At 36.2% G+C, this 16,171-nt stretch carries 18 protein-coding genes; 4 read left to right on the top strand and 14 right to left on the bottom strand.

Annotated features, from left to right (window positions below):
* Positions 1 to 81: 81 nt before the first annotated feature.
* The 7 genes from EKM63_RS05710 to EKM63_RS05680 form a co-directional block, all read right to left on the bottom strand.
* On the bottom strand, positions 82 to 270 hold the full coding sequence (locus tag EKM63_RS05710; protein WP_125704625.1) for a hypothetical protein: 189 nt from the start codon (positions 268 to 270) through the stop codon (positions 82 to 84).
* 172 nt (positions 271 to 442) lie between these two features.
* Positions 443 to 1,105, bottom strand: coding sequence for a snapalysin family zinc-dependent metalloprotease (locus tag EKM63_RS05705; protein WP_125704623.1), 663 nt, complete (start codon positions 1,103 to 1,105; stop codon positions 443 to 445).
* A gap of 21 nt (positions 1,106 to 1,126) precedes the next feature.
* Positions 1,127 to 1,795 carry a zinc metalloprotease gene (locus tag EKM63_RS05700; protein WP_125704621.1) on the bottom strand — a complete coding sequence of 223 codons (669 nt, stop codon included), beginning with the start codon at positions 1,793 to 1,795 and terminating at the stop codon, positions 1,127 to 1,129.
* 23 nt (positions 1,796 to 1,818) lie between these two features.
* Entirely contained in the window at positions 1,819 to 2,490 is a 672-nt protein-coding gene (locus tag EKM63_RS05695; protein ID WP_125704619.1) for a snapalysin family zinc-dependent metalloprotease, read from the bottom strand.
* 14 nt (positions 2,491 to 2,504) lie between these two features.
* Positions 2,505 to 3,248: a hypothetical protein gene (locus tag EKM63_RS05690; protein ID WP_125704617.1), complete on the bottom strand. Its 744-nt coding sequence runs from the start codon at positions 3,246 to 3,248 to the stop codon at positions 2,505 to 2,507.
* A 145-nt stretch (positions 3,249 to 3,393) separates the two neighbouring features.
* Entirely contained in the window at positions 3,394 to 4,392 is a 999-nt protein-coding gene (locus EKM63_RS05685; RefSeq protein ID WP_164504912.1) for a helix-turn-helix transcriptional regulator, read from the bottom strand.
* Between the two features lie 344 nt (positions 4,393 to 4,736).
* On the bottom strand, positions 4,737 to 5,234 hold the full coding sequence (locus tag EKM63_RS05680) for a hypothetical protein (protein WP_125704613.1): 498 nt from the start codon (positions 5,232 to 5,234) through the stop codon (positions 4,737 to 4,739).
* Between the two features lie 221 nt (positions 5,235 to 5,455).
* Here EKM63_RS05680 and EKM63_RS05675 point away from each other — a divergent pair, with 221 nt between their 5' ends.
* The 3 genes from EKM63_RS05675 (at position 5,456) to EKM63_RS05665 (ending at position 8,676) form a co-directional block, all read left to right on the top strand.
* Positions 5,456 to 6,292 carry a hypothetical protein gene (locus EKM63_RS05675; RefSeq protein ID WP_125704611.1) on the top strand — a complete coding sequence of 279 codons (837 nt, stop codon included), beginning with the start codon at positions 5,456 to 5,458 and terminating at the stop codon, positions 6,290 to 6,292.
* 320 nt (positions 6,293 to 6,612) lie between these two features.
* Entirely contained in the window at positions 6,613 to 7,482 is an 870-nt protein-coding gene (locus tag EKM63_RS05670) for a hypothetical protein (protein WP_125704609.1), read from the top strand.
* A gap of 216 nt (positions 7,483 to 7,698) precedes the next feature.
* Positions 7,699 to 8,676: a hypothetical protein gene (locus EKM63_RS05665; protein ID WP_125704607.1), complete on the top strand. Its 978-nt coding sequence runs from the start codon at positions 7,699 to 7,701 to the stop codon at positions 8,674 to 8,676.
* 59 nt (positions 8,677 to 8,735) lie between these two features.
* Here the strand turns inward: EKM63_RS05665 and EKM63_RS05660 are convergent, their stop codons facing one another.
* Positions 8,736 to 9,143 (bottom strand): DUF1828 domain-containing protein, encoded by a 408-nt coding sequence (locus EKM63_RS05660; RefSeq protein ID WP_125704605.1) that lies wholly within the window; start codon positions 9,141 to 9,143, stop codon positions 8,736 to 8,738.
* A 246-nt stretch (positions 9,144 to 9,389) separates the two neighbouring features.
* On the opposite strand from EKM63_RS05660, the gene EKM63_RS05655 reads away from it, so the two are divergent.
* Positions 9,390 to 10,106, top strand: coding sequence for a zinc metalloprotease (locus EKM63_RS05655; RefSeq protein ID WP_125704603.1), 717 nt, complete (start codon positions 9,390 to 9,392; stop codon positions 10,104 to 10,106).
* Positions 10,107 to 10,162: 56 nt separating this feature from the next.
* On the opposite strand, the gene EKM63_RS05650 is transcribed toward EKM63_RS05655, so the two are convergent.
* The 6 genes from EKM63_RS05650 to EKM63_RS05625 form a co-directional block, all read right to left on the bottom strand.
* Positions 10,163 to 10,522, bottom strand: coding sequence for a DUF1634 domain-containing protein (locus tag EKM63_RS05650; RefSeq protein ID WP_125704601.1), 360 nt, complete (start codon positions 10,520 to 10,522; stop codon positions 10,163 to 10,165).
* Positions 10,522 to 11,367, bottom strand: a complete 846-nt coding sequence (locus EKM63_RS05645) for a sulfite exporter TauE/SafE family protein (protein WP_125704599.1) — start codon at positions 11,365 to 11,367, stop codon at positions 10,522 to 10,524. Before EKM63_RS05645 ends, EKM63_RS05650 begins: the two co-directional genes overlap by 1 nt.
* Positions 11,368 to 11,847, bottom strand: a complete 480-nt coding sequence (locus tag EKM63_RS05640; protein WP_125704597.1) for a hypothetical protein — start codon at positions 11,845 to 11,847, stop codon at positions 11,368 to 11,370. It lies immediately after the preceding gene.
* 9 nt (positions 11,848 to 11,856) lie between these two features.
* Positions 11,857 to 12,762: an alpha/beta hydrolase gene (locus EKM63_RS05635; RefSeq protein ID WP_125704595.1), complete on the bottom strand. Its 906-nt coding sequence runs from the start codon at positions 12,760 to 12,762 to the stop codon at positions 11,857 to 11,859.
* A gap of 8 nt (positions 12,763 to 12,770) precedes the next feature.
* On the bottom strand, positions 12,771 to 13,964 hold the full coding sequence (locus EKM63_RS05630; protein ID WP_125704593.1) for an MFS transporter: 1,194 nt from the start codon (positions 13,962 to 13,964) through the stop codon (positions 12,771 to 12,773).
* A 240-nt stretch (positions 13,965 to 14,204) separates the two neighbouring features.
* Positions 14,205 to 15,827 (bottom strand): helix-turn-helix domain-containing protein, encoded by a 1,623-nt coding sequence (locus tag EKM63_RS05625; protein WP_225418263.1) that lies wholly within the window; start codon positions 15,825 to 15,827, stop codon positions 14,205 to 14,207.
* Positions 15,828 to 16,171: the final 344 nt, after the last annotated feature.

Below are 16,171 nucleotides of genomic sequence, written 5' to 3'. Positions count from 1 at the left end.
CGAATTCGCTATCTAACATTGTAAAACATACGTTCGAGTTTGTCTTCTGAAAATAAAAATACACCTCAATTTGAGATGTATTCATTTAGAACTATTCGATTTATGCCGCTGATCAAAAAAGTTAGCAATCAATCCAGCTAATGCAGCCATAACTATAATCAAGATGCCGGTGCCAATCCAATTTAAATCAAAGAAATACTTAACAATTGCCATCACAGCCATTGCCCCAAACGCACTTCCCATACTTATCCACAATATTCGATTATGCATTCCGATCACTCTTCTCTGATTACCGTTTGACTTAACAATATCAAAGTTATGCCGATATAGAAACCAAATATTCTCACCAAACACAAAAAGGCAGTTCAATACTAAATTGTATTGAACTGCCTTTTTGTGTTCTAAGTTTCTTTCTTGGGAGAAGACTTAGTTTCAGTTGTTTTTAAAATCCATACAAACTATCGATATTATTAACGTCATATTCCTTTGGCGTAATACCAGAATTAATTGATTTTGTATCCACAACACCATACATGACACTGGTTGTAGGCATATCGTAATTGTCGTTTAATCCTAATGCATGACCTGTCTCATGAATTAATGTTCTCGCCATCATATTATTGTAATTATCAGGTTCAGATAAATTTAAATGAACATCACTTGATGTAATATAGTTGCCCAAAATATGTGAGGTTGTCATACCGGCAGTTCCCTTTTTAGAATTACCTGTTAAGTACTTAATTTGAGCTTGGGAAGGGTCCGTTGTTAGATAGAAATTTAATCTTTGTGCTGCATAGGACCAACTTTGAGTTGCATAAAAAATTGCTTTTTTTTCGGCCGAAGTTAATCCCGGATCAATATAAACATTGATATTAGTTGCATCCTTGAGCTTGCTAAATGTTGGACCATCTTCTGTTGCGGTAGCACCGGTAGATGAATTATATTGTGTAACTTGTCCATTAGACCCACGGTCAAATGTAACTGTAGATTCAGCAGCACTTGCTGTATTTTCCATAGTCGTTGAAGCCGTAATTCCTGTTCCTAACACTGCCATTGCTACCGCAGCTGATAAAATAATCTTCTTAAAACTAAATTTTCTCATCATTAGTTTTCCCCTAAATTATAATTAATACCCATATAAATTATCGATATTATTGATGTCATAAGTCTTTTGAGTAATACCTGACCCCATTGATTCTGCATTTGCAACACCATACATGACACTAGTTGTAGGCATGTCATAATTGTCATCTAATCCTAGTGCATGACCTGTTTCATGAATTAGAGTTCTTGCCATGAGGTTATTGTAATTATCTGGTTCGTGTAAATTCAAACGAACTTTACTGTATAAAATATGTCCATCTGATGAATAACTTGTTGTTTGACCAGCTGTTCCATTATCCGCTTTTTCTGTAACATATCTGATTTGTGCTTGTGATGGATCATTTGTTAAATAGAAATTCAATTCTTGTGCTGCATATGACCAACTGTGTGTTGCATACAGAACGGCTTTGATTTCGGAGCTAGTTAATGATGGATCGATATAAATATTGATGTGAGTGGGATCTTTCAAGCTACCAAAGGTTGGAGTATCCTTTGTTGCAGAAGCTCCAGTAGCTGCATTATACTGAACTACCTTTCCAGATGTATTGCCACTATCAAATGTAACTGTGGATTCTGCACTATCGGCTTTTGCTGTGCTTTCAAAGGAGCTTGTTGCTGTAATTCCTGTTCCTAACACTGCCATTGCAACCGCAGCTGATAAAATAACTTTCTTAAAACTAAATTTTTTCATAATTACTTTCCCCTAATGTCTAATTAAAATCCGTACAAACTATCAATATTATTGATGTCATACATCTTTGGTGTAATGCCTGAATCAATTGATTTTTGTGTAATTACACCATACATTACACTGCTTGTTTCCATATCATAATTGTCATCTAATCCCAATGCGTGTCCGGTCTCATGGATTAATGCTCTGACCATTGTATTGTCATAAGTATCAGGGTGTTGCAAGTTTAGATGAACATCACTATAGGAAATGTAACCATTATGAATATGTGTCGTTGTCATACCTGCAGTACCCTCTTTAGAGTTACCAGTTAAATATTTGATCTGTGCTTGAGAAGGATCAGTTGTTATATAGAAATTCAATTTTTGTGCTGCATATGACCAACTTTGAGTTGCCGCAAGTACAGCTTTAACTTCAGCATCAGTCAGGCCTGGATCAATATATACATTTATATGAGTTGCATCCTTCAGTCTACTAAATGTTGGAGTAGCTTCTTTTGTAGCTGCTCCAGTGGCAACATTGTACATAACAGTTCTTCCAGGTGTACCAACGCCATCATCAAATGTAACTGTGGATTCGGCGGTATCAGCCTTTGCTGTATTTTCAAATGTACTTGATGCTGTAATTCCCGTTCCTAACACTGCCATTGCTACTGCAGCTGATAAAATGACTTTCTTTAAACTAAATTTTTTCATTATGAGTTCTCCCTTTATCTTGCATAATTTGCCGCTTTTGCGACGTTCACTAATATTTGTGGATCCGGCTCCGAGGAGCTTTTAAAATTTATTCGCTGTGAATACAGCATTGATGCTTCATAAATATTTTCAGCTTGTCTCTTTTTGAGATAGTCGTGAATACTTCTCAACTCCGCTGAAATGAACGGATATTTGAACTCCCCCATCGTCTCAATGGTTGGTCCGATTATCTGATCAGATGGTGTTATGAATCCTGATATCAAGGCATTTGATTCAAATGCTTGATATCTCGAAATCAGTTTGTTCAAATCTTTTCTTCCTATAATTGTTTCCATTTCCAGCTCTCTGTACTCATCAGTCTTCTCATCTTCACTTATCTTAATGTATGGAACAGTTACTTCTTTATCAAAAATAAGTAATTCGAGCACCGATACTATAAATGGAACTAAGATTGTTAGTAGAATACTGAACGTCGCAGTATTGCCATTATCTATTAGCACTATCCATGCAAACATCACCAGAAATAGAATTAAATAAGAAATGATTGCTAGTTGAATTCTATGTTTAACCAATTTATTTCTTACTTTTATCAACTTGGCATTTAAAAACCCGGCATCGTGATTCTTCGCTGCTATTTGAAAATTTAACTTTCTAATAGTTTCAATCTTGCTACTTTCTTCAGCCAAGTTGTTTTGTATATCTGTACAAAGATCTGCGTATCTTTTATATTCATTTAGAACTTTCTCCCTCTGTGACATGATCAATTCCCTTCTTTAGCTTGTTATCTATGATTCGATAATATGGCCAAATCACTACAGTCTCAATAGACAAAGCTGGTACATTTGCATGTTCACCGTTATAACGGTGTAAAAAAAGACGTCCATCAAATGATGAACGTCATTTTTATATATCTCGTTTAGAATACGATATTTGCATTTGCCTCAACCCTTCATTCAGGTTAGAGAAGTGACTTGCATAGAACAGATTGTATATTATCCTCGATGGAATTTTGTTTCGAGGTACTTTTCTGACTTCAGTTTTTACATACGATCCTTTATGAACCACGCGGACAAATTCCTGTTTATTACTGTATCCGTTCAATGTAACAATGTTTCCGTCCCCATCCTCGCTATCGACAACGATAGCCTTGTGCTGTCCAGCTTGTGTTACCAAAGCATAACCGGTTCTTTCTTTTAAGAATGGATTGACCATGTCAATATATGGAGAATTTACATTTTTACCTAAAAACGCCACAGCAGTAACCGTGAAACTGACCAGTATTAACGTTAATAGGAAATACAAAGACTGACGATATCGATTTCTCTTCTTAACAACATTTCCAATTTCGTTGTTGACCTGTTCACTATCATTTCCCCAAAATTCAACAACTGGGAAATCCAGAATTTCAGCAACTTTGATCATGTATTCCATATCAGGATGCGATTTACCCGCTTCCCATCTATGAACAGTCTGTCTGGAAACCGGAATTTTATCAGCCAATTCTTGCTGAGTTAAATTACCAGCCTCACGTTTTTCTCTAAGAATATCCCCAATTGGTTTCATATCTTCCATTCCCTCAAATTTTGCTTGGTTAGTTTCAACTTCGGTAGTACTTTTACGATTTTCACTCCAGCCATACAGCACTCCACCGATTCCGTGAAGTAAGGCAATGTATATGCTAGGTCCAATCAACGCTGTTACATCCCGATGAACCAACTGGAATGTGATCATGTTTAATATAAGAAACAGCACGGCCAAAATTTCTAAAACACCGAGAACTAAAAAAATGAGATAGTCGTCTTTAGAAAATCGACTGAGTATCAAGAAAATATATGAAATCGGCACTGAAACTAACAAAACAAACTCAAATAAATTGACCCCGGATAGACTTATATATTCCATAAAACTCATCGTTTTAAAGAACGGATAGTAATATATCCCGTTTGCGCTATTAATTATAATTAATTTTAAGTAAAATAACGATATAATATTAATTATAGAAAGCAATAATAATATAAATTTGTGATTTTTCAATTTGTTGATCATTTTGAAAGTCCTTATTTTGGGGGAATTATTTTAACAGAATATTTTTTTTAAACCATTTAAATCAGCCCAATAAAAAACAAACACATGGTCTGTAATTCTAAATTTACAAAAGGTAAATATAGATATAACCAAATGTTTGCTTGTAATAACTTTAAATTGAGATTTCTTTCTGTTTAAACATTTAATGGGACAATGTGCGATTACTTATTATCACCCAGTCCCATTGAATGATTTATTTCATGATATAGGTCCTTGATAATTTGAGCATCATCTTGCTGAACAGCTTTATTTGTAACCAGAATTTCGCCGCCATCGATCCAACCATCACCATTAAGATAATCAATTTCATCATACAACTCATTTGAATCAATAATTTGATTATCCTTAACAACGAACTTGGCATCAGCCTTGTTGCTTACTACCATCAGCTTATATTTATTATTAGGTTTTGACCCCTGCTCATCATTTACCATTTGTGCCGCACTCTTAAAGTCATTAATTAATTTGGTATTACTACTCTCAATATAATAAGTATATCCACCAGGATCAATAGCTGATATTCTACTAATGTTCCATTGAATAAGAGTTTGTTGTTTTGGAGAATCCGTACTTGCTGCATTAATCGTTCCAGCGGCTGAGACAAAGACAGTTACACCAGCAACAAGTGATAATAGAAATAACTTTGAAAATCTTTTCATGTGTTAACATCCCCTATGTTTATTTATTACTCAATAAAATAATAAAATATAAGTTTATTTGTATTAATATGATTATTATATACACATGCGTAAAAATAATAAACATAAAATCTATCGTTATAACGGATAAACTAAAAATGTACCAGCATTGTTTCTTGAATCACGTGCTGTCTGAAGTAAGCTTTAACCATACAAATAAGAATATGGAGGAATTTCCTTTTATGAAAAAACATTTTAAACTGATAATTTCCATTGCAATAATTGTGTCAGCTGTGATTTTCGGAATTATCTATTCGGCATACAATAGTTATTCAGATACAAATATTAAAACAACTGAGAATAACATTAATAAGCATAACGATAAAGCAGATGCTTCAATCAAAACAAATTCAAATAGGAAAAAAACTAAATCAAACGACAATATTTTCTTACAGGATAAACAAAACCCAGATCGAATACTTGCTATTCATCCTTTCGGCACAAAGGGAGTTTATGAGTTTAGAAAACAAGCAAATGGCAATATTTACCCTGAACACAAATTTTTTGATGGCAAGATAAGTAAGAGCAACTCAGGAAACATCAGTGTTACACCCAATAAATCAAACAATGGTGCAAGAAAAATTGCAATCGAAAAAACCCAGTCAGGAGAATTAAAAGATCACGATTCGGGAACTGCTTATACTGCTCTACAAACTAAACAAGAATCAGATGTAACCCATTACGAATATAAAGACAATTCCACTGGTGAAGAAGGAAAAATATCTGATAACAACGGGAGTCCACTTTACGGTCCGGACTACAATGGGACATTTGAATATAATCCCAATAGCCTTTACCGTGTTGCTCCGGGTCAATTCTATCAACCATCGACTCACACAATTTATGGTCAAGGAGATTTCTATAAAACGTATGATCGTAGTACATTTAATTATCACATAGATGATGATCCAAACAGTGCCATGTATTACAAACAAAATGGGTTACCCAAAGATGATAAAGCTTCCACTGAATTACACGAAATTGAAACCGCAAAATATTATCCTCATGTCTTAGAGTAATCACCATTTATACTCATGAATTTTAAATTAAATTAATTCTTACTTAAGTCAGTCTATCCTGATAACGAGGCTAGACTGACTATTCTTTGTCCACACGTTCATTCTTGTAAAAATCATAGCTGATGCAACATTGCTGAATCTATGGTATCTAAGTATGTATTTGATTCAACCATGCTTGACGATTGATTCATGATTTTTAAAATTATAAAATCAATCGTTATAACGCCAAAAACTAAAATGTACCAGTTTTGATTCTTGTTCCAACACATATCAGAAGTAAGATTTAACTATAGTCAATCAACAAAAAGGGGATTATATTTATGAAGCTTTCCAAAGTAAAGCATTCTATATTAGTTTTATCATTCACACTATTAGGATCTGTTCTAGTAGGTTGTTCAAATTCATCAACTCCATCAGTACCTGAGAAAAACCAAATCTCATCAACAAAATCAGGTTCTGGCAACTCCAACGAAAATGACAATTCTGGTAACAAAACGAAGAGTACTTCTAATAAGAAGTCAGGTGGTTTCTTCGGTTTTGGAGCAAAACACACTTCTAACACTAATAGTGCAGCAACATATTCAAGCTCATGGACAAATGGTGTGCCTGCCAAATACAGAGGTTACTACGGTAGACACTCTGCATATGGCGAAGACAAAGCTATGGACAAATTAACTATTCAGAATAAATCTGTATCTTTTGGCCTTGGAGATACAATGATTATGGATTCGCCCAAGTACATGCAAGTTGCGCCTAATGAATTTGTAATTAGAGGTATCGATAATCATTACGATGCAGAGCATCCAGTTTGCTACATCAAAATCAGATTTACTGTTAAAAATGGTGTAACACAAGCAGGGATTTCTTCCTTATTTTCAAATAGTACTGATAAAGATCCGCTAGCAAAAGCCAAGTCTGCGAACTTAAGTAAAAAGAATAATGTTGGTTGGTACAGCAAATACAAATCAAAGAAAGCTTTAGATGCTGCTGCAGATGACTATGCAAAAGGTGTTAAAACTAAATCATCTTCATCATCAAACAGCGGTACAAAACCATTAAAATACACTCTCACTGATAAAGATGGTAAGAAATATAAGAGTATCTACACAATTGATCAAATGAGAAAGAAGTATGACTTACCTTACAGAGAATACGACAATGACGGGGAACACATGATTGCCAACAAGTAAGAGGGTAATATTCAAGTTAACCCACTAGTTCACGACGGATCAAAAGATGAATCGTATGCTTCTGGTTCACTCAGACTGCAGGGAACTTATGTCTACTTTGGTACTCGCGCAACCGATGGTGCACTGAATGATACTTACGTTTTGATAAATATTGAAAATGGCGAACGTTACAATGAAGATCCGATGGCTTCATTTTAAAGGGGAATAATTTAAATTATGAAGAACACAAAAATAAATCACGTACTATTACTACTGCCACTATTTTTACTAGGATTGATTCTAGCTGGATGTTCCAGCTCATCAACTCCTTCTGTACCAGAAAAAAGTAACACTACTTCACAGCAGAGTTCTTCTAACGACAATGGAAAAGCTACATATCCAAACAAATGGACTGATGGTGTTCCAGCTAAGTACAAGGGTTACTATGGTCGAATGACCAACGCCTATGGTGAGAAAACTTTGGCACCAATGTATTTCTTAGACAAATCTGTTTCTTTTGGAGTAGGTGATGCAACAGTCCTTGACTCTGTTCAATACAAGCAAGTTTCTGATACTGATTACGTGTTGAAGGGTATCGATAATCATTATGATTCCAGTCGCCCTACTTTCTACGTAAAAATTTCCACAAAAGTTAAAAATGGTGTCAGTTATATTGGTACTTACATAATGAGTGATCAAGCACAGGCTCAAGGAATGAGCGATAATTCTGCTAGTTCCTTTGACAAAACTAAGGTGCTTAAAGATGATGGCACTTATACCATAGATTGGTACAAGCATTACGACTCAAAAGCTGCCTTACTATCAGCTCAAAAATCGCCTTCAAGCGACACTTCGTCTGATACAAAATCTTCATCAAACAAAGGTTCAGACGATCTTAAGTACACAATTACAAGCAAAGATGGAAAAACATATAAGAGTAAATATACGATTGATCAAATGAGACAGAAACTTGATCTTCCATATTCAAAAACTAACGATGGAAACTTTGATACTGTTAAGAATGGATATGATGGTCAAATCGTAGAGAACCCAACTGTACACAGTGGTTCTTCGGATGAGACTCATGCTGAAGGATCAAAACAACTATCTGGTAACTATGCAGTCTTCTACAACAAGACTTACGACGGTGGAAACGCCATGGATCATACATTAGTTAACCTAGAGACAGGTGCTATTGAAAAGGATCAAGCATAATACTTATATTTCGATGAGATCAAAAAATCCACGAACCTATCAGGCTCGTGGATTTTATTTTATCTGTTCAAATGCATACAGTTTACAAACAGTACTGCTTGAAGTAACAGATTTAGCTTCATTCCTAAATCATCCAGGTTTCTTGATTTTATATATAGTTCATTGTTCTCAAAGTTTACTGAAATGGAATATATATTTAGTTGAGATTCCAATAACTGACGATTTTTTGTTTCCTTTAAATAAAAATCATTAGATTCTATATCATCCAATACGTATCCCCCATCGGTCAAAATATATGAGTCCCCTACTCTTTTTGTATATAAGATTACTTGGTTTTTATGACGATCATAAAATGGAGTGTCTATTCTCGTATACTCTGAATTATTGGGACTGCTAAATGAAAAAGCATTGGCATAGAACTCCTTAATGCTCTGTTTCAACTCTTTAGTTTCGATTTCTTTTGTCATACTTAACACTCATTCCCATCATGCTAACTTTGCACTGAGCCATATGTAAAATTAAATACAATTGCCATGCTACACAACAATACTCTCTGAATTGAAGCATTACAATTTTAATTTCTCATCGTTATAACGCTGATGTACCAGCTTTGATTCTTGGATTCCTCCTTATTCCACGTAAGATGAAGTTGTAAATTAAATACGAGATAAATCAATTACCTCGTAAAATTTAAAATTATGGAGGATAGAACTATGAAGCTATACAAGAAATTTTTAACTGCACTCGCTGTCGCAGTTATGGCAGTTCCAGTTGCCTTACCTGCTCTAAGCAATTCAGTATACGCATCAACAGATAACTTATTTCCACAGTCGAAATTCTATGACACATTAGATAAGGATGCTATTAATAAGAGAGCTGACTATTTTAAGGGCCGACCATTAGTGCAAGTTCCACAAACAGACAAGAATGGTCAAATGCACTATGTAAATAGATTCTCTGGAATCACACCATCTCAAGATGTGCCATATTGGATTGATTCCCGAATTCCTGCTAAACAACAAGGTATCATCAAACAAGCAATTTCCGATTGGAACGATGCAGCACCTGGCGTTTTCAATTTCTATCAAGTAGACACACCAAAAGATGCTTATATGATGTATGACTTTGATGATCAAACAAACACACCTGGTGGAGTAACTTGGCATGAAGGTAATGATGTATTCACATCTGCGGTAATTCAAGTAAATCACAAACAGTTAACAACTTCGACTGCCAGTCTTGAACTATATGAACACGAAACTGGACATGCACTTGGCTTTACTGATACTGATATAAACTGGAACGATAACTCCGTTCAACAAACTGTAATGGGTAAAAACGTTAAAAACATTACTGATTACGATTCACTTAGCCTTATCCGCATGTATGCACCACTCGCTTTAGATAATGCTATGACAGCTAGCAAATAATAAAATTTCGATGAGATCAAAAAATCCACAAACCTAACAGGCTCGTGGATTTTGTTTTATCCATTATATCCAAATACCATAGCAAACACCAAAATAATCAAAACGGCGGTCGTAATGTAAACGTACAATTTATCGTGTTCTTTGGCGAACGCATAAATCGATACGACGACTCTCAACACTGGCGTCAGGATCAATAAGAAGATTCCTAACATGATCACAGCATACGATTTCAATTGGAATACTCCTTGGAACATTACTCCGAATCTGCGTGGCCATTCGCCGTCAGCATATCCACTTCCACCATTGATGAAAAACAGCAATATTCCTAAAACTATTACGATTGCTGAAACGATGACTCCAATCCGCAATATCTTTCCGATTACTAATTCGACTTCTCGCATTTCCTTTTTTTCCATTATGCGATCACCCCGAATCCTTTAAGGACCATTTGCAATCCCATATAGAAAATAATTGGTACGAAGATCATTCTGATCACTTTTGGCTTCAAGACTTGCATCAACCTGGCACCGATCGTGGCTCCAACTAAAACTCCAATTGCCAATGGTCCGGCGATATCGGGTTTGATCGATCCATTGAAGAAATACACGGTCGCACTAGCTGCGGCTGTGACTCCCATCATCAAGTTACTTGTGGCACTTGATGGTTTGAGTGGCATCTTCATAATTGTGTCCATAGCGATGACTTTAAAGGCTCCACTACCGATTCCTAGCAGTCCACTGGCTAATCCAGCGGCCCACATCATAATGAATCCTCCAGGAATATTTTTCAAAGAGTAATCGACTTGTTTCTGTTCTGCTTTGTCATAATATGAATCGGCCAACTTAAGTTTCTGGACGGTCGAATTCTGCTCTGTATAGACTGCCTCACCCTTTTTACTCATCAACTTACGAATCATGTTGTATGTTGAATAAAGCAGGAAGAAGCCGAATAAGACGTATAGAAAGGTACTGGAGAATGCCCCAACGAGCAGTGCTCCCATGATGGCTCCGACAGTCGTGGCGATTTCCAAGAACATTGCCACACGCAGATTGAGCATGTCATCTTTCAAGTAGGCGATCGTCGAACCTGAACTGGTGGCGATAACCGAAATGATACTTGCTCCGATAGCATACTTGATATCTAATCCCATCATGACCGTCAAAATCGGAGTGATGATCATTCCCCCACCGATTCCGAGCACGGCACCAAGACATCCTGCAGCTAGTCCAATTATGATGTACAACAGCATTGCAGAACTCATCTATTTGGCCTCTTTTTCCTCAGTCTCGTCTTTTTTAGCAAAGTTTTCTACGGATTGCTCGTAGTTTTGGCGCATTATTGCCATTGCATTCTTAGCTTGAGCTTCCGTTACTTCGTCATCTGAAATATGGTCGATATGGAATTTGGACGCATTCAAATAATCACATCTTGTTGAGAGATACACTTTAGTATCAGTCTCTTGTCCATCTTCAAAGAAGTGGATAACTTTCTTGTAATCATCGAATGGTAGATTGATGATGTCAGATTCTAAATAGAAATTGATTTCAAATTCAGCATCTACCACATGGATCATTACTTGTGATAATTTTCCAAGATTCAAATCAGCTTCAATTTGGTCTTTTGCTTTATTGATCGACCATGGGTCTTCTTGCAAAAGGTCATCTTTACTAATGTCTAAACTTGTTTGATTGAATTTACCGTCTGCGATCAAGGCCATAAAATCAGTTGTTGTTATTTTCATATTAACTCCCTACAGGTACTTATTTAGAAAATCAGATACAGTCGCTTGATAACGTGCAGAATCGGTGTAGTAACTACGGATATGAACACCTTTATCAGATGAGTATCCGACCTTCGGAAAGTCTCCTACTGCCATCAATTCATCCCTCATGAAATAAGGCACTGCGTAGTCCTGTTTACCGTGCATGAACAGCATTGGCAGATGATTGTTAGCAAGCGCCTTTCGGCAATCTGCCTGTCCAAAATAGTATCCAGCACGTATTTTTGATACGACTGAGATTCCCTTCAACAATAAGCGTCCAGAAATCTTGTATCGATCTTTCAAGTGAAAGCTCAAAATATCTTCAGTACTAGTGTAACCAGATTCCTCAATAACTGCTTTGACATTCTTAGGCAACGTCATCCCAGAGGTCAACATTACTGTCGCAGCACCCATTGAGGCGCCGAATAAGACGATCTTTTCATCTGGCATTCGACGAACTATTTCCTCTGTCCAAGCCTTCAAATCGATGCTCTCAAGATAACCGAAGCCCATGTATTTACCTTCACTGGCTCCTGCTGCTTGATTATCAATCTGCAAGACGTTATATCCCAAGTTATGGAACATTTGAGCATGGATATTTAGTGAATCGTGATCCACAGCGAAGCCGTGAACCAAAATTACAGTCGTATCTGATTGGTTTTTTGCTTTCACAAACCACCCATTTAATTTATTCCTATTCGAGGTAATTGTCCACTGACTCTTAGGTAATTCTAAATATTTAGCAGTGGCTTCATCCAATCCTGGATCACGGTCTACATGAGGAGCATCCCCACCTAGAGCGTTGTTGCCTCTTTTTTCGAGATACAGAAACAGGCCATTCAGGATAAGAACAATTATCAGTAAGACGATAACAATAATTATAGTTGCTGTCATAGGCTACCTCACTTATTCAATTCTTTGACACTTTGCAATGATACCGCAATGATGATCATCATCACGGTAATTCCGTAAAATAAATGTCCGAATGTTAACCAAGTAGCTAGTAAGCTCCCTACATATGGTCCAACGGCACGTCCGAGCGAACCGAAGATGCTGTACAAGCTCTGTAACGAACCACGATTCTTATTAGTCGACATTTTGTTCAAAAGTGCTGGTATCGTTGGAAATACCATTGCTTCACCAACTGTTAATATCAACATCGACGTTACGAAGGTAAGGTAACTTTTTGCATTTGGTAACAATAGGAATGATAGTCCCATGATGGTAATACCGATCATAATTTGATTCTTTAATAGTTTAAATAATTTTGACATCACACGATTCATAATTGGTTGAATGATCAGCAATGATGTCGCATTGATAGTAAATATTAATCCAAATTGTTTCATTGTCATGCCACGGCTCAGCATATAAACGGACATATTACTGTCCCACTGAGTGTAACCCATCCACATCATAAAAATGGCTCCACTTAAAATAATTAAGTTTAGTCTGAAACGGCGGTCACCAATTTCAATTTTAGGATCGGCTGGTTGGTCGTCGTTATAGTGATCATGGATTTCGTTAGCTTGCTCATTTGTCTCATCGAACAAGTCTGCTTTGAAGAAAACAATGATAATACACGAGACGAACATCAACACAGGAATGAAGAATGTTAGGAAGATGCTGGCGTTGAATATGAAAGAAACTGCCGTCGAACCGATGGCGATACCAACGTTAGCAGCCAAATACATATTATTGAAAAATATTCGGCTGTCTCCGACTGACTGTTCTGCTATATAGGCTGTATAAGCGTTAATAGCTGTGTAGGAGATTCCCATTCCAAATCCTAGCATGACTAACATAAAGATATAACTTGGCCAAACATGATGGAATGACATCCCTATCAAGGTCAAGACGGCGATAAAATACCCAGATTGTAACGTCCACCTTCTCGATGTTTTATCGAATAATACTCCCCCAAGAGCATTACCGATCATCATAAATAACGAATAGACCATTAAGGCAAATCCGGCGGTAGTTAAAGGTTCATGGAGATTTTTGTTAATGAAGACCATGTTGACCGGTAGTATAAATCCCATGACCATGTTAAATGTAATGTTGAGGATCAACAACCACATCTTTTGTCTGCGCATTTTTTCACCCCTCTGTTGCAATTTTTCCAATGAAAAAAACCATGGCACAATCACCATGGTTTTTTAGGTAGTACTCTATAAGAGCAATCAGCTAAGAAGGTTCACACAACTTGCTGAAGATATCGCTCACAATATATCCGGTGAGTGTTGCTTGATATCCTACCTCAAGTGTCGTCATAAAACGACGACTCTCGACTCATCGCATACAGTAATACTAATCTATTTCGTATTAACTTGCAACTACAGAGTAGTTTTTCCAGCAACTTTTTCGTCGGTCCAAATCTTGTAGATCAAGTTGAGCAATCCACCCATTTGTCCGTCGACACCGTTATACATCCAACGATATACACATACGTCGTCTTTTGTTTCATCCTTAGGAAGGTCCGAACTGTTAGCCGTAACAATAATGTCGGCATCCCTAGAATCACTTACGATACTTACATAAGGCAATGCTTCCAGAGTGATTGCCAAATCTGAGTAAACCAAGAAGAATGATTCGAGTTCGAGATATACACGAACTTGGATCTTATGGTTGTAAAGTGAGAAGAAACGATATGCAATAGCGTATAGGGCATCAGAAATAAGTTTTGATTTACCCTTCAATGAACGATATTTATCACGACGCATCAAGTGTTGAACAGTTGATCCGACTTTACTTTGAAGATTCTCATCAGTCAATGTACTCATTGCATCTCCGAAACCGGAGAACAAGTTGAGAATTTCAATATAGTTTTGATCAAGTGCCAATACACCAATGATACATGTCGTTAAATTATACTTATAACGCATGAATTCTTTATGTGATAATGCAAAGTCTGAAACTGTTTGTTCGATGTCATATGGAATCAAGTCCAAGAAGTCATCGATAAAGTTAGCAAACAATGGATTATATTTTACTAATTGTCTTGAAACTGTTTGAAGATACTCTTCTGAAACCTCAAAAGTAGTAGGAACACACATCAATAGAATATAGAAGTCAGCTGATTGGAACATTTGCTCCTCGTAACTTACCTCTTCCTTGATAGCGTGCTTCAAATTTCTAACATCATCAGTATCATTCTTATTATCTTCCATCAGGTAACTAGCACCTTCGAAAATATTAGGGAATGGATAATTGATAACGCTGAGTGCTTCAATGTTTTGCATATGGTTGCCGCCCAGAATACGGTAAGAATGTGCCATAACAATATAAGCGTAAAACAGTTTCGTGATGTTATTGATTGGTTCCAAACGATACTTCTCAAGTGCTACATCAACAACTTTGAAAGCTGTCGTTCTTGAGAACAACTCGAATGGCCATACATAACCTCTTGTAGCATTCCAGTACAATGCCGCAATTGCTATTCTAATTGCTTCTTCATTACCAACAAAACGCATTGGTTCATAAGCGATTCTGACCCCAAAACGCTTCAAGTAACCACGTACAGGTTTTAAGTGACGTAAAACAGTTGCCTTACTACTGTTTAAGTCAGTATAAAATTTTCTGAATGAATCTTCAGACCCTTTCACAATTGCATCCAAAAAACGATAACCATCTGATCTAGTAGTTAAGAATGCGTGGTACTCATCGCGCGAAATCGCGAACATTTCTTCGATTTTATAGTCATTTTTTCCCAAAATTTCTTTAAAATCATCTTGTATTCCCAAAAACGTGTTATACACGCTGCCGTAACTTTTGTTCATTTGATATGCAGCTTTACGCAAGTTAATATCTTTGACTTCGATATTGCGATTGCGATAAGTACCTATTAAATCGGCACTTGCAAGCTGGTTAGTTCTAATTAATTTAATTTTATTGAATAACTGAATCTTTTCTACCTCTGATTTTGACAGAAATAAATCAGTAAAACTATCCAATGCCATCACCTCCCAATTCAATATGATTATATCACGCTATCATTTTTTTACTAAATTGATGTTAAAAAAAATCATATTTAAAATATTATAGGTATGTTTTTCGAGTCTATTTTCCTGTATTTTTCACAATTCTCAAGCTTAAAAAGCCTTTCATATCACGCTTTCATCTATAGTTCATAATATTTTCAGAGTATATAAACATATATTTGGACCAAATATTAAGTTTTTGTAACAAAAATTTTGACATCATTATTGATTGGATTTTATTACCAATTATCTTCGATGTGTCAATAATCGCCTGGATCGATATCCTTGAAATCCTTTGTGAGACACGGATCTCACTCCCCTTT

It is taken from the genome of Companilactobacillus mishanensis (genome assembly GCF_003946505.1).
Lineage (GTDB): Bacteria > Bacillota > Bacilli > Lactobacillales > Lactobacillaceae > Companilactobacillus > Companilactobacillus mishanensis.
This window is presented reverse-complemented; position numbering and strand designations above follow the sequence as displayed.

What these genes read in the sequence shown, in the direction of transcription:
- EKM63_RS05710 (WP_125704625.1), bottom strand. Translation starts at nt 270, where the DNA reads ATGCATAATCGAATATTGTGGATAAGTATGGGAAGTGCGTTTGGGGCA.
- EKM63_RS05705 (WP_125704623.1), bottom strand. Translation starts at nt 1,105, where the DNA reads ATGATGAGAAAATTTAGTTTTAAGAAGATTATTTTATCAGCTGCGGTA.
- EKM63_RS05700 (WP_125704621.1), bottom strand. Translation starts at nt 1,795, where the DNA reads ATGAAAAAATTTAGTTTTAAGAAAGTTATTTTATCAGCTGCGGTTGCA.
- EKM63_RS05695 (WP_125704619.1), bottom strand. Translation starts at nt 2,490, where the DNA reads ATGAAAAAATTTAGTTTAAAGAAAGTCATTTTATCAGCTGCAGTAGCA.
- EKM63_RS05690 (WP_125704617.1), bottom strand. Translation starts at nt 3,248, where the DNA reads ATGTCACAGAGGGAGAAAGTTCTAAATGAATATAAAAGATACGCAGAT.
- EKM63_RS05685 (WP_164504912.1), bottom strand. Translation starts at nt 4,392, where the DNA reads ATGGAATATATAAGTCTATCCGGGGTCAATTTATTTGAGTTTGTTTTG.
- EKM63_RS05680 (WP_125704613.1), bottom strand. Translation starts at nt 5,234, where the DNA reads ATGAAAAGATTTTCAAAGTTATTTCTATTATCACTTGTTGCTGGTGTA.
- EKM63_RS05675 (WP_125704611.1), top strand. Translation starts at nt 5,456, where the DNA reads ATGAAAAAACATTTTAAACTGATAATTTCCATTGCAATAATTGTGTCA.
- EKM63_RS05670 (WP_125704609.1), top strand. Translation starts at nt 6,613, where the DNA reads ATGAAGCTTTCCAAAGTAAAGCATTCTATATTAGTTTTATCATTCACA.
- EKM63_RS05665 (WP_125704607.1), top strand. Translation starts at nt 7,699, where the DNA reads ATGAAGAACACAAAAATAAATCACGTACTATTACTACTGCCACTATTT.
- EKM63_RS05660 (WP_125704605.1), bottom strand. Translation starts at nt 9,143, where the DNA reads ATGACAAAAGAAATCGAAACTAAAGAGTTGAAACAGAGCATTAAGGAG.
- EKM63_RS05655 (WP_125704603.1), top strand. Translation starts at nt 9,390, where the DNA reads ATGAAGCTATACAAGAAATTTTTAACTGCACTCGCTGTCGCAGTTATG.
- EKM63_RS05650 (WP_125704601.1), bottom strand. Translation starts at nt 10,522, where the DNA reads ATGGAAAAAAAGGAAATGCGAGAAGTCGAATTAGTAATCGGAAAGATA.
- EKM63_RS05645 (WP_125704599.1), bottom strand. Translation starts at nt 11,367, where the DNA reads ATGAGTTCTGCAATGCTGTTGTACATCATAATTGGACTAGCTGCAGGA.
- EKM63_RS05640 (WP_125704597.1), bottom strand. Translation starts at nt 11,847, where the DNA reads ATGAAAATAACAACAACTGATTTTATGGCCTTGATCGCAGACGGTAAA.
- EKM63_RS05635 (WP_125704595.1), bottom strand. Translation starts at nt 12,762, where the DNA reads ATGACAGCAACTATAATTATTGTTATCGTCTTACTGATAATTGTTCTT.
- EKM63_RS05630 (WP_125704593.1), bottom strand. Translation starts at nt 13,964, where the DNA reads ATGCGCAGACAAAAGATGTGGTTGTTGATCCTCAACATTACATTTAAC.
- EKM63_RS05625 (WP_225418263.1), bottom strand. Translation starts at nt 15,827, where the DNA reads ATGGCATTGGATAGTTTTACTGATTTATTTCTGTCAAAATCAGAGGTA.